General features: G+C 71.2%; 18 protein-coding genes. 9 read left to right on the top strand and 9 right to left on the bottom strand.

Annotated features, from left to right (window positions below; genetic code table 11):
* Positions 1-13: 13 nt before the first annotated feature.
* Positions 14-1,690 (top strand): CocE/NonD family hydrolase, encoded by a 1,677-nt coding sequence (locus JYK18_RS01985; RefSeq protein WP_307795753.1) that lies wholly within the window; start codon positions 14-16, stop codon positions 1,688-1,690.
* Between the two features lie 375 nt (positions 1,691-2,065).
* Here the strand turns inward: JYK18_RS01985 and JYK18_RS01980 are convergent, their stop codons facing one another.
* Positions 2,066-2,782: a MerR family transcriptional regulator gene (locus tag JYK18_RS01980; RefSeq protein ID WP_206799918.1), complete on the bottom strand. Its 717-nt coding sequence runs from the start codon at positions 2,780-2,782 to the stop codon at positions 2,066-2,068.
* A gap of 29 nt (positions 2,783-2,811) precedes the next feature.
* Complete coding sequence (locus tag JYK18_RS01975; protein WP_206799916.1) at positions 2,812-3,438, bottom strand: DUF3159 domain-containing protein; 627 nt, start codon at positions 3,436-3,438, stop codon at positions 2,812-2,814.
* Between the two features lie 167 nt (positions 3,439-3,605).
* On the opposite strand from JYK18_RS01975, the gene JYK18_RS01970 reads away from it, so the two are divergent.
* Positions 3,606-5,498, top strand: a complete 1,893-nt coding sequence (locus JYK18_RS01970; RefSeq protein WP_206799914.1) for a S9 family peptidase — start codon at positions 3,606-3,608, stop codon at positions 5,496-5,498.
* Positions 5,499-5,501: 3 nt separating this feature from the next.
* Here the strand turns inward: JYK18_RS01970 and JYK18_RS01965 are convergent, their stop codons facing one another.
* From JYK18_RS01965 to JYK18_RS01950, 4 genes are all read right to left on the bottom strand, one after another.
* A complete protein-coding gene (locus JYK18_RS01965; RefSeq protein WP_206799912.1) occupies positions 5,502-5,876 on the bottom strand; it encodes a DoxX family protein in 375 nt (124 codons plus the stop codon).
* 9 nt (positions 5,877-5,885) lie between these two features.
* Positions 5,886-6,356 carry a carboxymuconolactone decarboxylase family protein gene (locus JYK18_RS01960; protein WP_206799911.1) on the bottom strand — a complete coding sequence of 157 codons (471 nt, stop codon included), beginning with the start codon at positions 6,354-6,356 and terminating at the stop codon, positions 5,886-5,888.
* 66 nt (positions 6,357-6,422) lie between these two features.
* Complete coding sequence (locus JYK18_RS01955; protein ID WP_206799909.1) at positions 6,423-7,274, bottom strand: sigma-70 family RNA polymerase sigma factor; 852 nt, start codon at positions 7,272-7,274, stop codon at positions 6,423-6,425.
* Between the two features lie 53 nt (positions 7,275-7,327).
* Entirely contained in the window at positions 7,328-8,173 is an 846-nt protein-coding gene (locus tag JYK18_RS01950) for a helix-turn-helix transcriptional regulator (protein WP_206799907.1), read from the bottom strand.
* Positions 8,174-8,326: 153 nt separating this feature from the next.
* Between JYK18_RS01950 and JYK18_RS01945 the strand changes: the two genes are divergently transcribed.
* Positions 8,327-9,085 (top strand): SDR family oxidoreductase, encoded by a 759-nt coding sequence (locus JYK18_RS01945; RefSeq protein WP_206799905.1) that lies wholly within the window; start codon positions 8,327-8,329, stop codon positions 9,083-9,085.
* Here JYK18_RS01945 and JYK18_RS01940 read toward each other — a convergent pair.
* Positions 9,082-9,969: a LysR family transcriptional regulator gene (locus tag JYK18_RS01940; protein WP_206799903.1), complete on the bottom strand. Its 888-nt coding sequence runs from the start codon at positions 9,967-9,969 to the stop codon at positions 9,082-9,084. The genes JYK18_RS01945 and JYK18_RS01940 overlap by 4 nt on opposite strands.
* Before the next feature lie 109 nt (positions 9,970-10,078).
* Here JYK18_RS01940 and JYK18_RS01935 point away from each other — a divergent pair, with 109 nt between their 5' ends.
* Positions 10,079-10,444, top strand: coding sequence for a hypothetical protein (locus JYK18_RS01935; protein WP_206799901.1), 366 nt, complete (start codon positions 10,079-10,081; stop codon positions 10,442-10,444).
* The gene (locus JYK18_RS01930; RefSeq protein ID WP_206799899.1) at positions 10,441-11,997 is read left to right on the top strand and encodes a multicopper oxidase family protein; all 1,557 of its coding nucleotides are present in this window, start codon (positions 10,441-10,443) and stop codon (positions 11,995-11,997) included. The genes JYK18_RS01935 and JYK18_RS01930 overlap by 4 nt, the downstream gene beginning before the upstream one ends.
* Before the next feature lie 32 nt (positions 11,998-12,029).
* Here the strand turns inward: JYK18_RS01930 and JYK18_RS01925 are convergent, their stop codons facing one another.
* Positions 12,030-12,356, bottom strand: a complete 327-nt coding sequence (locus JYK18_RS01925) for a helix-turn-helix domain-containing protein (RefSeq protein ID WP_206799897.1) — start codon at positions 12,354-12,356, stop codon at positions 12,030-12,032.
* Positions 12,357-12,448: 92 nt separating this feature from the next.
* On the opposite strand from JYK18_RS01925, the gene JYK18_RS01920 reads away from it, so the two are divergent.
* The 4 genes from JYK18_RS01920 to JYK18_RS47920 all read left to right on the top strand — a co-directional run bounded on the left by JYK18_RS01920 (position 12,449) and on the right by JYK18_RS47920 (position 15,371).
* Positions 12,449-13,213, top strand: coding sequence for an NAD(P)H-dependent oxidoreductase (locus tag JYK18_RS01920; protein WP_206799895.1), 765 nt, complete (start codon positions 12,449-12,451; stop codon positions 13,211-13,213).
* A 59-nt stretch (positions 13,214-13,272) separates the two neighbouring features.
* Positions 13,273-13,602, top strand: a complete 330-nt coding sequence (locus tag JYK18_RS01915) for a hypothetical protein (protein ID WP_206799893.1) — start codon at positions 13,273-13,275, stop codon at positions 13,600-13,602.
* Between the two features lie 59 nt (positions 13,603-13,661).
* Complete coding sequence (locus JYK18_RS01910; RefSeq protein ID WP_206799891.1) at positions 13,662-14,027, top strand: hypothetical protein; 366 nt, start codon at positions 13,662-13,664, stop codon at positions 14,025-14,027.
* Between the two features lie 123 nt (positions 14,028-14,150).
* On the top strand, positions 14,151-15,371 hold the full coding sequence (locus JYK18_RS47920; RefSeq protein ID WP_206799876.1) for a sigma-70 family RNA polymerase sigma factor: 1,221 nt from the start codon (positions 14,151-14,153) through the stop codon (positions 15,369-15,371).
* Positions 15,372-15,643: 272 nt separating this feature from the next.
* Here JYK18_RS47920 and JYK18_RS01900 read toward each other — a convergent pair whose 3' ends face one another.
* On the bottom strand, positions 15,644-16,405 hold the full coding sequence (locus JYK18_RS01900) for a hypothetical protein (RefSeq protein WP_206799874.1): 762 nt from the start codon (positions 16,403-16,405) through the stop codon (positions 15,644-15,646).
* Positions 16,406-16,410: the final 5 nt, after the last annotated feature.

Here is a 16,410-nt window from a genome sequence, read left to right as displayed (position 1 = left end):
CCGGAGGAACAACGTGAAGCACTCACGTGCGGCGGTGTGCGCCGCCTCAGCACTGGTAGTGGCCTTGACCGGGGTGCTCGCCACCCCGGCGAGCGCGGCCGCTGGGCCGGTCACGCACGAGGAGAACGACCGGGTGCCGGAGGGTGCCGCGTGGTCACAGCACTTCTTCCCGTCCTCGGACGGGTCCGATGTGGAGTTGCACGCCGACGTGCTGCTGCCGGAGGACCTGCCCGAGGGGGAGAAGGTGCCGGTGATCCTGTCCGCGGGCTCGTACTTCGGGCACTCGGGGCAGCTCGATGTGGAGGGTTTCGAGCAGGCCGGTCCGTCGCCGCGGTTCAACGACTTCATCGAGGGCACCGACCTGTTCGACCGGGGCTACGCCTTCGTGATGGTCGACGTGCGCGGCTTCGGCGGTTCGACCGGGTGCCTGGACTTCGTCGGGGCGGGTGAGCAGGCCGACGTGAAGGCGGCGATCGACTGGGCGGCGAGCCAGCCGTGGTCGACCGGTGCGGTGGGCATGTACGGCAAGTCCTACGACGCGATCACCGGGCTGGTGGGCAACAACCTGAACCAGGACGCGCTGAAGGCGGTTGTCGCGCAGGAGCCGATCTGGGACCCGTACCGCAATTTCCGGTCGAACGGGGTGCCGCGCTCGACCATCGTCAACATCGCCAACACCTACAACAAGATCGCCACGCTGCCGCAGCTGCCGGACGACGACCCCCGGTACCTGGCCAACGCCAAGTACGAGGAGGCGCACCCGGAGTGCCTGCTGGCCAACTCGGCCGGGTACCAGACCGCCGATCCGGAGTCGGAGTACTGGAAGACCCGCGACCTGGCCGCGGGGGCGAAGGGCAGTGACACGCCGTTGTTCGTGACGCAGGGTTTCCTGGAGTGGAACACCGAGCCGGAGGCGATCCAGGAGTACCTGGAGAACCACCAGGGTCCGCAGCGCGGCTGGATGGGGCCGTGGGACCACAAGCGTGGCAACGACCGCACGCCGGACGGGCGCCTGGAGATGGGGCGTGAGGGCTGGTTCGCCGAGACGATGTCCTTCTACGACCAGTACCTCAAGGGTGTGCAGCCGTCGGTTCAGTACCCGGACTACGCCGTTCAGGACAGTGCCGGGAAGTGGCGGGCGCAGGACAGCTGGCCGGTTTCGGACGGCACCACCACGGTGGAGCTGGGTGACGGTACCTATGTGGACAATGGTGGCGAGCCGGGGCCCGCGCCGGAGAACAGCTTCTTCAAGTGGTCCGAGCCGCTGTCGAAGGATCTTCGGTTGACCGGCACGCCGCGGTTGTCGCTGAACGCCGCGGGCCACGGCAACGTGATGGTCAAGCTGTACGACGTCGCGGCGGACGGCACCGCGGTCATGTTCGACGAGCAGGTTTCCACTGTGGATGGTGGCGAGCTGGCGTTCGACCTGAAGTCGACCGACTGGACGCTGCCCGCCGGCCACTCGCTGGCGGTGGAGATCGGCACGATCCAGGCCGGTCCGCTCAACGACTGGATCGACACGCCGTCGCGCAAGAAGATCGAGGTAACCGGCGCGCGGCTGTCCCTGGCCACCGACGACCCGGCCGACGACGTGGCCACCGAAGGCGCTCGTGCGCCGTACCTGGACACGTACCTGAGCGTCTACACCTCGAAGCTGCCGGTGGGGAAGCCGGAGTTCACGCTGCCCTGATCTCTCTTTCCCCCGACCGGGTGGAGCGGCACACGCCGCTCCACCCGGTTTTTCTTGTCCTGGCTTCGCCGCGGTCGCGGTAGTAGTGGCGCCCCCGGTCGCGGTGGCACTCGCGCCCCCGGTGCTGACCGAGCCCGATGGGCTGACCGAGCCTGATGCCTCGGCTGCGGTCGGTCGGTACCTACGTGGTTGACACTGCCGTGGACCGGGAGTGCTACCCGCTGCTCGCCGGATCCGGAGACCGGAGCCGGGGGCCAGCATCCGCCCGTGTGTGTTCTGGTCGACCGGGCCGCCGGTGCGACCTCCTCTGCATCTGACACAACGAAACGGCCCGGTGACCGACGAGGTCAGCGGGCCGTTGTGGCATCAGGATCTCTAGCCCCCGTTGAGGATCGCGTCGATGCGGCGCAGGACGTCCAGTTGGGCTCGGTTGTAGTACTCCACCAGGATCTGGAGCACCACCGACTGGGCGACCCCCTTGCCCCGGCGTGACGCGGTCTCCAGATCGGTCATCGCCGGGTATTCCTCCTGTTGCCTGCGGATCTCCGGCGCGAAGCGCTCGGCCAGCCGCTGCCGCGTCTCGTCCGAGGCGTCCTCGGGCAGCGAGTCGAACTCGGTCGTGGGCGTGCTGCGGGGCACGGCGTGCAACTCCCGCAGCGTGGCCATGGCCGACGGGGTGAGGAAGCTCGAATAGGCCAGCAGAATGGCCCGGTCGGCGTCCGGCAGGTCCTCGGCGACGTGGTCGAAACCGGGCGGCAGCTCGGCCAGCGCGCGGTTTTCCATGATGGTGGCGAGTTCCTCGCGCATCTGCTGCTGGCGCTCGATGCTCGCGGCGAGTTCGGCGTCCAGCGCCCGGAGGGTCTGTTCCGTGGTCTCGGCCGAGTCGCGCATCGCGGCGATGTCGGCCAGCGGCACACCGAGGTCGACCAGCCTGCGGATCCGCAGCAACTGGACCAGGTGGCTGACCCGGTAGCGCTTGTAACCGTTCACCGCGCGCTCGGGTTCCTCCAGCAGCCCGACCTTGTGGTAGTGCCGGACCGCCTTCAGCGTCGTACCAGCGAGTTCCGCCAACTGGCTCGTGCTCCACGCCACCGTTCGCCCTCCCTCCAGTGCTTCGACGGTCAGCCGAGCTGCTTGGTGCTCCGGCGGAAGGCCCACACCACGACCAGCGCGGCGAGCACGGTCAGCGGCGTGCCCGTGGCGACCTTCGCCACCGCCAGCCAGTTGGTCGAGTCCTCCAGGTACAGCCACTGCGTCACGGCGAAGCGGGCGCCGAAGACGGCCGCGGCGAACAGGGTCGCGACGTAGTGCGCGCGCCGGACGACGCGGTTGCCGCGCCAGTCGTGCTTGCCGCCGTGCGTCAGGTTCCACACCACACCGGTGATCGGGCGGCGCAGCAGCACCGAGCCGAACGCGACCACGAACCCGGCCAGCGCGGCCCAGATCCCGACCACGAAGAAGTCCTTGGCCGACCCGGTCCAGGCGACGATGGCCACCGCGACCCCGAGCCCGAGCAGACCGCCCGCCGCGGTGCTGAAGCGTTCACCGCGCACCATCCGGAACACGGTCAGCGCCAGGCCGACCGCGATGGACACGCCGATCGTCACCGGCAACGGCAGGAACGCGTTGGCGGCGACAAAAACCACCACCGGCACCGTCGAGTAGACGAACCCCATCGGCCCGCCCAGCTGCTCCAGCGGGTTCGCCGGGGTGCGGGGCTTCTCACGCTGCTGTTCCGTCATGGTCATCTGGTCCTCCCTGGTGGTGTCCGGTTCGGGAACCAGCAAAAGGCGTGCCGCAACGGCACACTCAAGGCCGGTGTGAGCTGGGTCACCGAACGCGCTCCTCGGCTTGCGTGTGCCGTGACGGCACACCGTGAGCTGGCGGCACAACGGACACCGGAAGGAGAAGACCCATGCCACTGCCCGCGACCATCCCCGTCGAGGACTTCCTCGCCCCGCCGGAGCGCGCCGGCGCCTCGATCTCACCGGACGGCACCCGCATCGCGTTCCTCGCGCCGTGGAAGAACCGGCTCAACGTCTGGGTGCAGGACCTGACCCCCGGCGCGGACGCGCGGTGCGTGACCGCCGACGAGACCCGAACCGTGCAGGACTACCGCTGGACCGAGGACCCGCGCTGGATGCTCTACCTCCAGGACGACGGCGGGGACGAGAACTGGCACGTGTTCCGGGTGGACCTCGACGACCCGGACGCGGACGCGGTCGACCTGACCCCGTTCCCCGGCGCGCGCGTGCTCAACCTCGACCAGCCGCCGCAGCGGCCGGGTACGGCGATCGTGCAGCTCATCGGCCGGGAGGGCAACGCGTTCGAACTGCACGAGCTCGACGTCGCCACCGGTGAGCTGACGCTGATCGCCGGCGGGACGGACGCGGTCACCGGCTGGCGTTACGTGGGCGACGGTTCACTGCTCGCCGAGCGCCTGACCGGCAACGGCGACATCGAACTCCGGCAGACCGTCCCGGGAACCGGCGAACTGCGCCACGTCACCACCTTCTCCGGGGAGGACTACCCGCTGGCGGTGTTCCCGTTCGTGGTCACCCCGGACGGCACCGGGGTGTGGTTCGGCTCCAACCGCGGCACCGACCGGACCCGGCTGGCCCACCTCGACCTCGCCACCGGCGAAGAGTCCGAAGTGGACAGCCACCCGAGCTTCGACCTGGACACCCGCGCGCTGGTGTTCACCAAGCTGCCGCCACCGCTGATCCGCGACCGCCGCACCGGCGAACTGCTCGGCGCCCGCTACCTCGGCGAACGGCAGGTGGTCCACGCGCTCGACCCGCACTTCGCCGAGGTGCTGCCGAACCTGGCGGCGCTCTCCGACGGCGACCTGGCGGCGATCTCCAGCGACCGGGACGGCCGCCGCTGGGTGGTGTCCTTCACCCACGACCGCGATCCGGGCGTGACCTGGTACTACGACCACCAGACCGGCGAGCGGCGGCGGTTGTTCCGGCCGCACCCGCACCTCGACCCGGACCTGCTGGCGCCGACCACCCCGGTCACCATCACCGCCCGCGACGGGCTCGCCCTGCCGTCGTACCTGACCCTGCCGGTCGGGGTGGAACCGGCCGGGCTGCCGATGGTGCTGCTGGTCCACGGTGGACCGTGGGCCCGCGACACCTGGGGTGGCGACCGGACCGCGCAGTTCCTCGCCAACCGGGGATACGCCGTGCTGCAGGTGAACTTCCGCGGTTCGATCGGGTTCGGCAAGGCGCACATGCGGGCCGCGATCGGGGAACTGGCCGGGAAGATGCACGACGACCTGATCGACGCGGTGGACTGGGCGATCGCCGAGGGGTACGCCGATCCGGACCGGGTCGGCATCTTCGGCGGTTCCTACGGCGGTTACGCGGCCCTCGTCGGCGTCAGCTTCACCCCGGACCGCTTCGCCGCCGCGGTCGAGTACGTCGGCATCTCGAACCTGGTCACCTTCCTGGACACCGTGCCCGAGTTCACCAAGCCGTCGCTGGGGATGAACTGGTTCCGGTACGCCGGCGACCCGAACGACCCGGCGCAGAAGGAGGACCTGCTGGCCCGCTCGCCGATCAGCCGCGTCGACGACATCCGCACCCCGTTGATGGTCGTGCAGGGCGCCAACGACACCCGGGTGGTCCGGGCCGAGTCGGACCAGATCGTCGACGCCCTGCGCGCTCGCGGCGTGGACGTCGACTACCTGGTCTTCGAGGACGAGGGCCACTTCTTCGTCAACCCGGAGAACCTGATCACGATGTTCCGCGCCGCGGAACGGTTCCTGGGGGCGCACCTGGGCGGCCTGGTGCACGAGGACTGAACCTCAGGCCACGGCGAAGCGGCCGACGGCGACGAACAGGGCCAGCAGGAGGTACGCCACGTCCAGCACGGCGTACTTCGGTTCGCCGCGGCGGAGGCGGACGACGGTGGCACCGGCCATCACCAGTGCCAGGCCGAGCGCGGCCAGCGGCACCAGCACCGGCGCCACCCCGGTGACCGCGGGCAGGACGAGCCCGGCCGCGCCCAGCACCTCGACCGCGCCGATGGCCCGGAACGCACCGGGGCTGAAGTCGAGCACCCAGCCCGCGGCCGGGGTCAGCCCGGCCATCCGTTCCCGTGAGACGAGCAGCTTGCCGGTCCCGGAGCCCAGGTACACCACCGCGAGCAGGCCGGTGACCAGCCAGAGAGCGAGTTCCACTTCGTCCTCCTAGGCGAACTGGCCGGGCTGGTAACCGCCGCCGGGCTGGCGGATCAGCACGTTCAGCCGGTTGAAGGCGTTGATCAGGGCGATCTGGGCCACCAGCGCGAGCAGTTGCTCGTCGTCGAAGTGCTTGGCCGCGTTGGCCCACGCCTCGTCGCCGACCCCGCTCGAGTCGGCGAGGCGGCAGCCCAGTTCGGTGAGCTCCAGCGCGGCCCGTTCCGCCTCGGTGAACACCGTGGTCTCGCGCCACGCCGCGACCAGGTTCAGCCGGACCTGCGACTCCCCGGCCCGCGCGGCTTCCTTGGTGTGCATGTCCAGACAGCCGCCGCAGCCGTTGATCTGGCTGGCGCGGATCTTCACCAGCTCCCGCGTGGTGGCGGGCAGGGCCGAATCCGACACCACCTTGCCCGCCGAGACGAGGTGCTTGGCGAACTTGGGGCCGAGCTGGGTGCTGAGGTAGTCGATCCTCGGTTCCACGGTGATCTCCCTGTGTCGTCCGGTCTGTTCACCGGGTCGACGAGGAGGCGCCGCGAAAAGTAACAACTAGCCGAGGCGCGTCGGCAAACCCATGGCGGCGAGGCGGTCCGGGTCGCTCACCGAGTGGATTTCCACGATCCGGCCGTCGACCAGGGTGTACGAGACGACGCCCAGCAGCCTGCCGGTCGGGCCCCACGCGACCACCCCGGGTTCGCCGTTGATCAGCGCCGCCACGGTGATCGCCGCGGCGCGGGCGCCGCGCTGGGCACGCGCGGCCACTTCGGCGGCGCCCTGCTTGACGACCATGCCCCGCGTGGTGCCGGAGCGCCAGGTGACCTCCGGGTCGAGCAACCGCAGCAGCTCCTCGAAATCGCCCCGCCGCGCCGCCGCGAGGAAGGCGTCGACCACCGCGCGCCCGCCCGGTTCGGCGGCCGGGCGGCGGCGGTCCCGCACCTTCCGGCGGGCGCGGCTGGCGAGCATCTTGGCGGCGTCGGCGGACTTGCCGAGGATCTCGCCGATCTCCGCGAAGGACACCGCGAACATGTCGTGCAGCACGAACGCCAGCCGCTCGGCCGGGCGCAGCGCGTCGAGCACCACCAGCAGCGCCAGCCCGACCGACTCGGCCAGCACCACGTCGTCCTCCGGCGCCGGGTCGTCGTCTTCGAGCACCACCAGCTCGTCGTAGGCCGCCTCGGGGTGGACCTTGCGCGAGCGCAGCACGTCGATGCAGACCCGGCCGACCACGGTGGTCAGCCAGCCGCCGAGGTTGTCGATCGCGCCGCCGTCCTGGCGGGCGAGCCGCAACCACGCCTCCTGCACCGCGTCCTCGGCGTCCGCCCGAGAACCGAGCATCCGGTGGGCCATCGCCACCAGGCGCCCGCGCTGCTCCTCGAAGGCCTCCGCCAGCGGTTCGCTCATGCCGTCACCTTCCTCCACCCGTTCCGTCACGGTGGTGACGGGCCAGGCGCCGGTCAGGTAACACCCGCCGTCCAGCTGGTGAGCAACCGCAGTGCTTCGGCGGTGGGGGAGCCCGGTTCGACGTTGTAGACGCACAGGGTCTGGTCGGCGTCGCCGGGGGCGGCGAAGGACTCGTAGGAGAAGTGGAGTTCGCCGGCGATCGGGTGGTGGTAGCTCTTGCTGCCGTGGGTCCGGCGCAGCACGCGGTGGTCGTTCCACCAGGTGGAGAACTCCGGCGACCGCACGGTGAGCTCGCCGATGAGGTCGGCGAGCCTGCGGTCGTTCGGGAAGCGCCCGGCTTCGAGCCGGAGCATGGCGACGGTCTCGGCGGCGATGGTCTCCCAGCCGATGACGCGTTCGCGGGCTTCGGGGTTCAGCAGGTAGTAGCGGGCGAGGTTGCGCTGCGGTCCCGGCAGCGCCTCGAAGTCGGTGAGCACCTCGCGGGCGAGGCGGTTGCTGGCCAGCACGTCGGTGCGGCGCCCGATGACGAACGCGGGCACGTGGTCGAGGGTGTGCAGCATCAGGCGCAGCCCCGGTCGCACCCGCTGCACGCTGCCCGCCGCGCGCCGGCTGGTTTTGGGGCGCCCCAGCAGATCCGTCAGGTGCTCGCGTTCGGACGGGTCCAGCCGCAGCGCGGTGGCCAGCGCTTCGAGCACCTCGGGGGACGGGTTCCCGGCGCGGCCCTGTTCGAGCCGCGTGTAGTACTCGGTGCTGACCCCGGCGAGGCGCGCGGCCTCGTCGCGGCGCAGGCCGGGAACGCGGCGCACGCGCCCGTCCGGCGGCAGCCCGGCCTGGTCCGGCGTGATCCTGGCCCGGCGTGAGCGCAGGAAACCGGCGAGTTCGCGGCCACGGTCTTCCATGCGTTCCAGTGTGACCGACGCGGCGGTCGGCCGCGCCGCGCTGGGTGGCCCTGCCAGTACCTGCCTGGGCAGGGCCTGTTCGAGCGCCCCGGACCGCCCGCCGAGCTGGTGTTCTGAGGTGGCGGAAAGAACTTCTACTTGGGAGGCAAGAACATGCGGACCCTCGAAGGACGCGTCGCGGTCATCACCGGTGCGTCGAGCGGGATCGGCGAAGCCACCGCCGAGCAGCTGGCCGGGCAGGGCGCGAAGGTGGCCGTCCTGGCCCGGCGCGCGGAGCGGCTGGCCGAGCTGGTCGCCCGCATCGAGAAGAACGGCGGCCGGGCGCTGGCGATCGCCGTCGACGTGACCGACGCCGACGCGGTGCGGGCGGCGGCGGAGCAGGTGGCCGCCGAGCTGGGCGAGGCCGACCTGCTGTTCAACAACGCCGGGGTGATGCTGCCCGCGCCGGTCGAGGAGCAGCGCACCGAGCAGTGGCAGCGGCAGATCGACCTCAACATCACCGGCCTGATGAACGTCATCGCCGCGTTCACCCCGCAGCTGGTCGCCTCGGCCGGGGCGCGCGGGGTGGCCGACCTGATCAACACCTCGTCGATCGCGGCGCGGAACATCTTCCCGAACTTCGCCGTGTACTCGGGCACGAAGGCCTACGTCACGCACCTGTCGCGGCACCTGCGGGTCGAGCTGGGCCCGAAGAACGTGCGCGTGGCGGCGATCGAACCGGGCATCGTCGGCACGGAGTTGCAGGACCACGTGACCGACCAGGGCGCGATCGACTGGCTGGCGGGCTCGAAGGAGTCGATCGACTGGCTCACCCCGCAGGACGTGGCCGAGACCGTCGGGTTCCTCGCGAGCCTGCCGGCGCGGGCCAACCTGCAGCAGGTGACCATCATGCCCACGGCGCAGGCGAGCTAGGCGGTAAAGACGCGGTGGAAGTAGCCGACGGCGAACTCGGTCAGCCGCTGGGCCGCGGCGGAGGAGTAGGTGTCACCGCGCCAGGCGACGGTCAGTACGCGGTGGCAGTCCGGAACGTCCAGGCGCAGGAACGAACCGGGCATGTGGGTGGCGACCCGGCGTGACATGCCGGGCACCAGGCCGATCCCCAAGCCCGAGCTGATCAGTTCGCCGGTGGCACCCGGTTCGTCGCTTTCGCAGGTGTACAACGGATCCACCCCGGCCTCGGCGAACAGGCGGTCGGCCAGCGCGCGCGGCCAGTACCCGGGGCGGGTGGTGACGAAGGGTTCGCCCGCCAGTTCGGCCATCCCCGCCCGGTCGCGCCCGTCGAGCCGGTGGCCCGGCGGCACCCCGAGCAGCACCTCCTCGCGCAGCACTTCGCGCGTGTGCAGCTCGGATCCGGCCAGCGGCTGGGAGGCGAAGCAGAGGTCGATCTCGCCGGTGCGCAGTTGTTCCGCCATGGCCTCGGCGGAGGACTGGTAGAGCCGGATCGCCACACCGGGGTGCTCGGCGCGGAACTCGGTGAGCATCCCGGTGAGGGTGAGCAGCGTTTCCGCGGCGACGGCGACGCTGCCGTGGTCGAGCCCGGCCGCGTCCGCGAGTTCCTGGCGGGCGTCGTCCAGTTCACGCAGGACGCGGTCGACCCGGCGGAGGAACCCGGCGCCGAACCGGTTGAGCCGCAGCCCGCGCCCGGCCCGGTCGAACAGCGGCACCCCGAGATCGGCCTCCAGCCTGGCGATCGCGCGGCTCAGCGAAGGCTGGGCCACGTGCAGTTCGGCGGCGGCCTGGCTGAGGTGCTCACGCCGGGCGACCGCCTGGAAGTAGCGGAGCTGCAGCAGATCCATTTCATAGCCTCGGCGTCATGAGTTCATGGTGATTCTGGTCTTGGACAGCATAGGAGGCCACGCCTAGCGTCGTCCTCGGAAGTACTGGGGAACGGGGGAAGGGCGGGCGATGAGCAGGGTGCTGGGGGTGGTGCGGTGGTTCGTCACCGGGCACGCCGTGGCGATCTTCGCGCAGCCGGTGTTCGCGGGCAGCTACCTGATCGGCGACTACGACATGCTGGCGCTGCACGCGCTCGGTGCCGACGTCGTCTTCTACCTCGGGGTGGCGCAGCTGGTGCCGACCGCGGTGCTCTGGCGGCGCGACGGCGTGCGGTGGCCGTTCTGGGCGAGCCTGCTGCTGGCCGTCGGTGAGAGCGGGCAGTACTTCGCGGGCGTGGCCGGGGCGCTGGACCTGCACGTCCCGCTGGGGGTCGCGCTGGTCACCCTGGCGTCGATCATGGTGTTCGCGATCTGGCGGACGGGGGCGCGGCGATGAGCGGGTTGTCGCGCCGCCGGTTCCTCGGCCTGACCGGGGGTGCCGGGGTGCTGGTCGCGGCCGGGCTGCTGGGGCCGCGGGTGTTCCGGACCGCGGCGGCCACCGGTGAACTGCTCACCAGCGAGCTGCCGCTGCCCGCGCCGTTTCAGGTCCCGCTGCCGATCCCGGCCGTGCTGTCGCCGGTGTCGCGGGACGCGGACGCCGACCGGTACGAAATCGTGCAGCGGCAGGCGGTCGCCGAAATCCTGCCCGGGGTGCGGACGCCGATCTGGGGCTACGAAGGGACTTTCCCCGGGCCGACCATCGAATCGCGCCGTGATCGCACGACGATCGTCCGGCACCGCAACGAACTCCCGGTGCCGACCGTGGTCCACCTGCACGGCGGGCACACCCCACCGGAGTCCGACGGGTACGCCACCGATCTGGTGCTGCCCGCCGGCGCCGCTCCGCACGCGCACGGCGGGCATGCGCTGATGCACGACCCCGCGGCGCTCATCTCGCACGGTACGCGCGACTACGTGTACCCGATGCGGCAGCGGGCGGCGATGCTCTGGTACCACGACCACCGGATGGACTTCACCGGTCCGGCCGTCTACCGCGGCCTGGCCGGACTGCACCTGGTGCGCGACGACGAGGAGGACGCGCTGCCGTTGCCGCGCGGGGAACGGGAGCTGCCGCTGGTGCTCACCGATCGCGCGTTCGCCGCCGACGGTTCCCTGCGGTACCCGTCCATCGACCCGTCGCTGACCTCGGTGCCGGGGGTGGAAGAGGCGTTCGTGGAAGGCGTGTTCGGTGACGTGCTGCTGGTGAACGGCGTGCCGTGGCCGGTGGCCGAGGTGTCCGCGACCAAGCACCGGCTGCGCGTGCTCAACGGCTCCAACGCCCGGCGCTACGACCTCGCGCTGGACCCGCCGCAGCCGTTCACGCAGATCGGCGCGGACCAAGGGCTGCTCGAAGCGCCGCTGGTGCACGAGCACGTGCCGATCGCGCCGGCCGAGCGGTACGACCTGGTGGTCGACTTCGGCGCGTACCCGGTGGGCACGGAGGTCACGCTGGTGAACCGGCTGGGCACCGGCACGACCGCGCACGTGATGCGGTTCCGGGTGGTGAGGCGTGCCACCGAGGACAGCCACATCCCCGAGCGGCTGGTGGAAATCGAGCCGCTCGACCGTGCGCGGGTCACCGTGACGCGCGACTTCTCCTTCCGCGGCGGCACGGTCGGCGGCAGGCACGGCTGGACGATCGGCGGTGAGCCGTACTCGCCGTCCCGCATCGACGCCCGCCCGAGGCTGGGTGACGTGGAGATCTGGCGGTTCGTGGCCGATCTGCACCACCCGATCCACCTGCACCTGGTGGACTTCCGCGTGCTTTCCCGCGGTGGTCGCGAACCGGGCCCGTACGACGCGGGCCGGAAGGACACCGTCGACCTGCGCCCCGGCGAAGCGGTCGAAGTCATCGCGAAGTTCGACGGCTACCGCGGGCGGTACATGTTCCACTGCCACAACGCCGAACACGAGGACATGGGCATGATGGCGAACTTCGAGGTGGTCTAGGGGCGGGTCGTGGCCGTGCGCAGCGCGATCAGCTAAGCCCGCGCGTAGGCCTCGCCCCAGGATTCGAGCCAGGTGACGATGGGGCGCAGGGACTCGCCCAGGTCGGTGAGGGAGTACTCGACCCGGGGCGGGACCTCGGCGTAGACGGTCCGCCTGACGATGCCATCGGCTTCGAGTTCGCGCAGGACGCGCGTGAGCGTCCGCGGGGTGACATCGCCGACGGCGCGCTGGAGTTCGCCGAAGCGGTGCGTGCGCGTCAGCAGGTACCGCACGGCGCTCAGCTTCCACGCCCCGCCGAGCACGGCGATCGACACCTCCACCGGGCACACGGCCAGCGCGGCCCGCACCTGCTCACGCATCCCTGCTCCCGTCCAAAGCTATCCAGATCGTCAGTATGTGCCGCCGATGTGCGTACTTGTCCCCAGCGTAGTTCGTTCCTAGCGTTCCTCCCATGGAAGCCCTGCTGGTCCTCGCACATCCCAGCGCCCGCTCGCTCAACGCCCGCCTGGCCGAGGTCACCACCAAAACCCTGACCGACGCCGGATACGCGGTGCTGACCTCGGACCTCTACGCGATGAACTGGAACCCGGCGGTGACCGCGCACGACTTCGGCGCGCCCGCCCGCCCGGACCTGCCGGTCGGTGACCAGTCCGCCGAGGCGTACACCCGCGGCTCGCTGTCCGGGGACATCGTGGCCGAGCAGGAGAAGCTCAGCCGCGCGTCGCTCGTGGTGTTCCACTTCCCGTTGTGGTGGTACGGCATGCCCGCCATCCTCAAGGGCTGGTTCGACCGGGTCTTCGTGAAGGGCTTCGCCTTCGGGCTCAAGGACGACGCCGGGCGGACGCGCAAGTACGGCGACGGCGGCCTGGCCGGGAAACGCGCCCTCACGGTGATCACCGCCGGAGATCGTGAGACGGCCTTCGACCCGCGTGGCCTCAACGGCGAGGCGGGCGAACTGTTCTTCCCCTTCCTGCACGGCATCTTCTGGTACACCGGCATGCGACCGCTGCGCCCGCACCTCGTCGCGGGCACCGACCGCCCCGGCTGGGACCGGCTCGACCACGAAACCGACCGCCTGCGCACCCGCCTCCACGGCCTCGAAGCCGAACGCCCGATCCCGTACCGGGCACTGGCCGACGGCGAGTACGACGCCGACCGCCACCTCCGCGGCGAACTGGCGCCCGGGCGAACGGGGTTGGGAATTCACCTCGGGTAGCCGTCCACTGTGTACCAGCGCCGGGACGGGTCCCGGCGGGATGTGGTCGGATGGCACCCGTGGTGAGAATCGCTCTGCTCGTCGCCGGCGGGCTGCTGGTGCTCGGCGGGCTGGTCTCGCTGGCCCTGCCGGTCAGCGCCCAGCTCGGCCGCGTCGATGTCGACTGCGGCAGCACCTTCGCGCCCGGCAGCGAGGAACTGGACACCTTCGTCGGCGCCGACGAATTCAACGACGCCGTCGGGGGCGACACCCCGCGGCTGCGGGCGGCCCCCGTGTGCGCACTGGCCGTCGAGGACCGCCGGTGGGTGGGCTGGCCGGTCACCGGCGTCGGCGTCCTCGTGCTGCTCAGCGGCGTCTTCTGGGGTCGCCGTCCGGTTTCCCCCGACTGAAAGGGCGGCGAAAGCGCGCTCCCGATCCTGGTACCACAACCAGGAAAAGGGGAGTGCACATGAAGTTCACGCGTCGTATCGCCGCGGTCACGGGTGGGGTCGCGATGGCGCTGGGGCTGGCCGCGGTGCCCGCCGCGGCCGGCGAGGTGACCACCGCCGCGTCCTGCGTCGGCGGCTACCGGATCCAGCCGCCGGCCGGCTGGGGCAAGGTGACCTACTCGATCTGCTACGACGGCAACCAGCGGAAGGTCACCGGCACGGTCACCGACCTGAAGACCGACGGCTGCCTGGTCCGGGCCAAGTTCACCTTCGCGCGGAGCGGCGACGACCTGGTCAAGTCCAAGGACACCGGGACCTCCAGCAGCTTCGCCTTCGGTTACTACTCGGCAACCGGTGTCACCGCGGACCTCAAGAAGATCTGCTGAGGAAATAGGCTGTCGCGGACAGCGAGCCGAGTGTGACTTGGATCTCCGTCGCGATATCGCGTCATGGGGTCCGGGGTGGGGAGTCGGCACCTGTGAAGGGACCGCCTACCCGGGAGTGAGCCGATGTGGGAGCGTGAGCACGGCACACGCGACGAGGTGCTGCTCGCCGCTGTCCGCGACGGCGACTTCGGGGCGTGCGACGTGCTGTTCCGGCGGCACGCCGCCGCCGCGCACCGGGCCGCCGTGCGCTGGTCGAGCGATCCCGCCGAACGCGACGACCTGGTGGCCGAGTCGTTCGTGCGGGTGCTGATCGCGGTCCGCTCGGGTTCGGGGCCGAAGCAGGACATGTGGCCGTACCTGCTGGTCACCATGCGGAACCTGGCGGTGAGCTGGCAACGGCGGCAGGCCCGCGTCGACCTGCCCGGCGAGGTCCCGGAGCGCGCCGCGATGGACGCCGCGGTGGACGAGCTGACCGTGCGCCGGTGGCAGGCGGGGATCGCCTGGGCCGCGTTCTGCACGCTGCCCGGCCGGTGGCGGACGGTGCTGTGGCACACCGAGGTCGAAGGCGCCTCCGCCGCGGAACTGGCGCCGATGCTCGGGGTGTCCGCGAACGGGGTGGCCGGGCTGGCGATGCGTGCGCGGGAAGGACTGCGCCGCGCCTACCTCCAGGTGCAGGTGCCCGACAGCAGCAAGCCCGACTGCGGCACGATCCGCCCGGAAATGGCGGCGTGGGTGCGGGACGGGCTGTCCGTGCGCCGGGCGGCCAAGGTTGCTGCGCACGTCGAGCGCTGCCGCGCGTGCCGGGCCGTCGCGGCCGGGTTGTTCGAAGCCAACCTCGAACTGCGGCCCTCGCTGGCCAGGAGGAACGCGAGCGCGCTGGTGATGCCGATCTCCGCCGGGATGACCGGCGGTGGCAAGGTCGCCGCCGTGGTGGCCGCCGCGGTGGTGGCCGTCACCGGTGCGCCGGTGCCGCAGCAGGTGGGCCCGGTGCTGCCCGGGCCGCGGCCGGAGGTCGTGGCGCTGCCGCCGTCCGCTTCGGCGGAACTCCCGGTCACCGGGACGACGCGCGTGATCGCCGGTCCGCGGGTACCGGTGGACGGCGAGGCGGTCCGACCGGTGGTTGATCTTCACCCTGCCGAGGGGTCTGCGCGGGGCTCGGCGGCGTGCGCCGCGGAGAAGTGCGGTAATGCAAAGGAGAGTTCGGCGGCGCAGAGCGGAGGAGGGAACGCGTGGGGAGCGAAGCAGAAGAAGGCTCATTCGAAGTCGGGGACGAAATCACCTACCTCGCAGGCGGATCACCCGAGCAACCGCGGCGGCAAGGGCAAATCGCGGGGAAAGCCGTAGTGGACAGCTACACCGAGACCACCTGGATCCCGGTGCGGGCCAGGGAACAGGCCGCGGACCGGGAACCGCACTGGGTCCGGGCGGACAACATCATCGGGGTGGCGGTCCGGTGACGGCCACCCCGATCCTCGACCACCTCCTGGCCGAAGCCGGCCTCGAATGGCTCGCCGACGAGGAATCCACCGAGACCAGCCCGCCCGAGGCCACCGGCCCGATGCAGTGAATGTGGCTTTCACTGCCGAATGCGCAGTGAAAGCCACATTCACTGCGGGTCACCCGGCCAGGCTGGTGACCAGGGCGACCTCGGATTCGTCGTGCGGGAGGTACTTGACGCGCACCACCATGCCCGGCTGCACCTGCCCGACCGCGCTCGGCGGCAGCTTCTTCTCCTGCGTCAGGTCGAAGGTGGTGCCGTCCCCGCGCGTGATCCGCAGGCCCAGGGTCACCTCCGAGCGCCCGTCCGCGGTGTGCCCGGTCGGCGTCATGGCCAGCACCACCGCCCGCGCGTCCACCCCCTGCTCGGCGATGCGCAACTGGTTCGGCGTCATCCACCCCTTCGCCACCTGGACCCGGTTGAGCGCCGCCTGGAGTTCGGGCAGGGCGGCGTCGGTGGCCAGCGCCACCCGCCCGTCGGGCAGGTAGCGCACCGGCAGCGTGGCGTTCGGCTGCACCGCGGCGAGGTCGGTCAGGTCGACGATCTGCCGCGCGGAAGCGGGGAACGACCGGCCGTCCGGCGTGTCCACCCGGAGCTGGATCTCCAGCTCCGGGTGGTCGTTCACGCTCAGCCCGGTCCGCGCCACCCCGGTGACCGTGCCGATGCCGATCGGCGCGTCCCGGAACTCGCGCGGCACCCCGCCGAACGCCCCGGAAAGGCCACGCAGGAAGGCGAACGGCAGCGACGCCAGCACCAGGATCGGGCCGGCCAGCCAGCCGTTGAGCCAGGCGAACTCGTCGTCGCCGGAGAGCCCGCCGGCGACCCAGAAGGCGGTGCAGACCAGGCCGATGAAGAGCGGGAGCAGCAGCAGGATTCTCATGGTTT

This window comes from Amycolatopsis sp. 195334CR (assembly GCF_017309385.1).
GTDB lineage: Bacteria > Actinomycetota > Actinomycetes > Mycobacteriales > Pseudonocardiaceae > Amycolatopsis.
The sequence above is the reverse complement of the archived record's forward strand: the minus strand, read 5'-3'. Positions and strand labels throughout refer to the sequence as shown.

Coding starts and splice junctions, on each gene's coding strand:
- JYK18_RS47920 (WP_206799876.1), top strand. CDS start 14,151: ATGTGGGAGCGTGAGCACGGCACACGCGACGAGGTGCTGCTCGCCGCT.
- JYK18_RS01920 (WP_206799895.1), top strand. CDS start 12,449: ATGGAAGCCCTGCTGGTCCTCGCACATCCCAGCGCCCGCTCGCTCAAC.
- JYK18_RS01900 (WP_206799874.1), bottom strand. CDS start 16,405: ATGAGAATCCTGCTGCTGCTCCCGCTCTTCATCGGCCTGGTCTGCACC.
- JYK18_RS01975 (WP_206799916.1), bottom strand. CDS start 3,438: ATGACCATGACGGAACAGCAGCGTGAGAAGCCCCGCACCCCGGCGAAC.
- JYK18_RS01925 (WP_206799897.1), bottom strand. CDS start 12,356: ATGCGTGAGCAGGTGCGGGCCGCGCTGGCCGTGTGCCCGGTGGAGGTG.
- JYK18_RS01945 (WP_206799905.1), top strand. CDS start 8,327: ATGCGGACCCTCGAAGGACGCGTCGCGGTCATCACCGGTGCGTCGAGC.
- JYK18_RS01940 (WP_206799903.1), bottom strand. CDS start 9,969: ATGGATCTGCTGCAGCTCCGCTACTTCCAGGCGGTCGCCCGGCGTGAG.
- JYK18_RS01955 (WP_206799909.1), bottom strand. CDS start 7,274: ATGAGCGAACCGCTGGCGGAGGCCTTCGAGGAGCAGCGCGGGCGCCTG.
- JYK18_RS01910 (WP_206799891.1), top strand. CDS start 13,662: ATGAAGTTCACGCGTCGTATCGCCGCGGTCACGGGTGGGGTCGCGATG.
- JYK18_RS01935 (WP_206799901.1), top strand. CDS start 10,079: ATGAGCAGGGTGCTGGGGGTGGTGCGGTGGTTCGTCACCGGGCACGCC.
- JYK18_RS01930 (WP_206799899.1), top strand. CDS start 10,441: ATGAGCGGGTTGTCGCGCCGCCGGTTCCTCGGCCTGACCGGGGGTGCC.
- JYK18_RS01950 (WP_206799907.1), bottom strand. CDS start 8,173: ATGGAAGACCGTGGCCGCGAACTCGCCGGTTTCCTGCGCTCACGCCGG.
- JYK18_RS01970 (WP_206799914.1), top strand. CDS start 3,606: ATGCCACTGCCCGCGACCATCCCCGTCGAGGACTTCCTCGCCCCGCCG.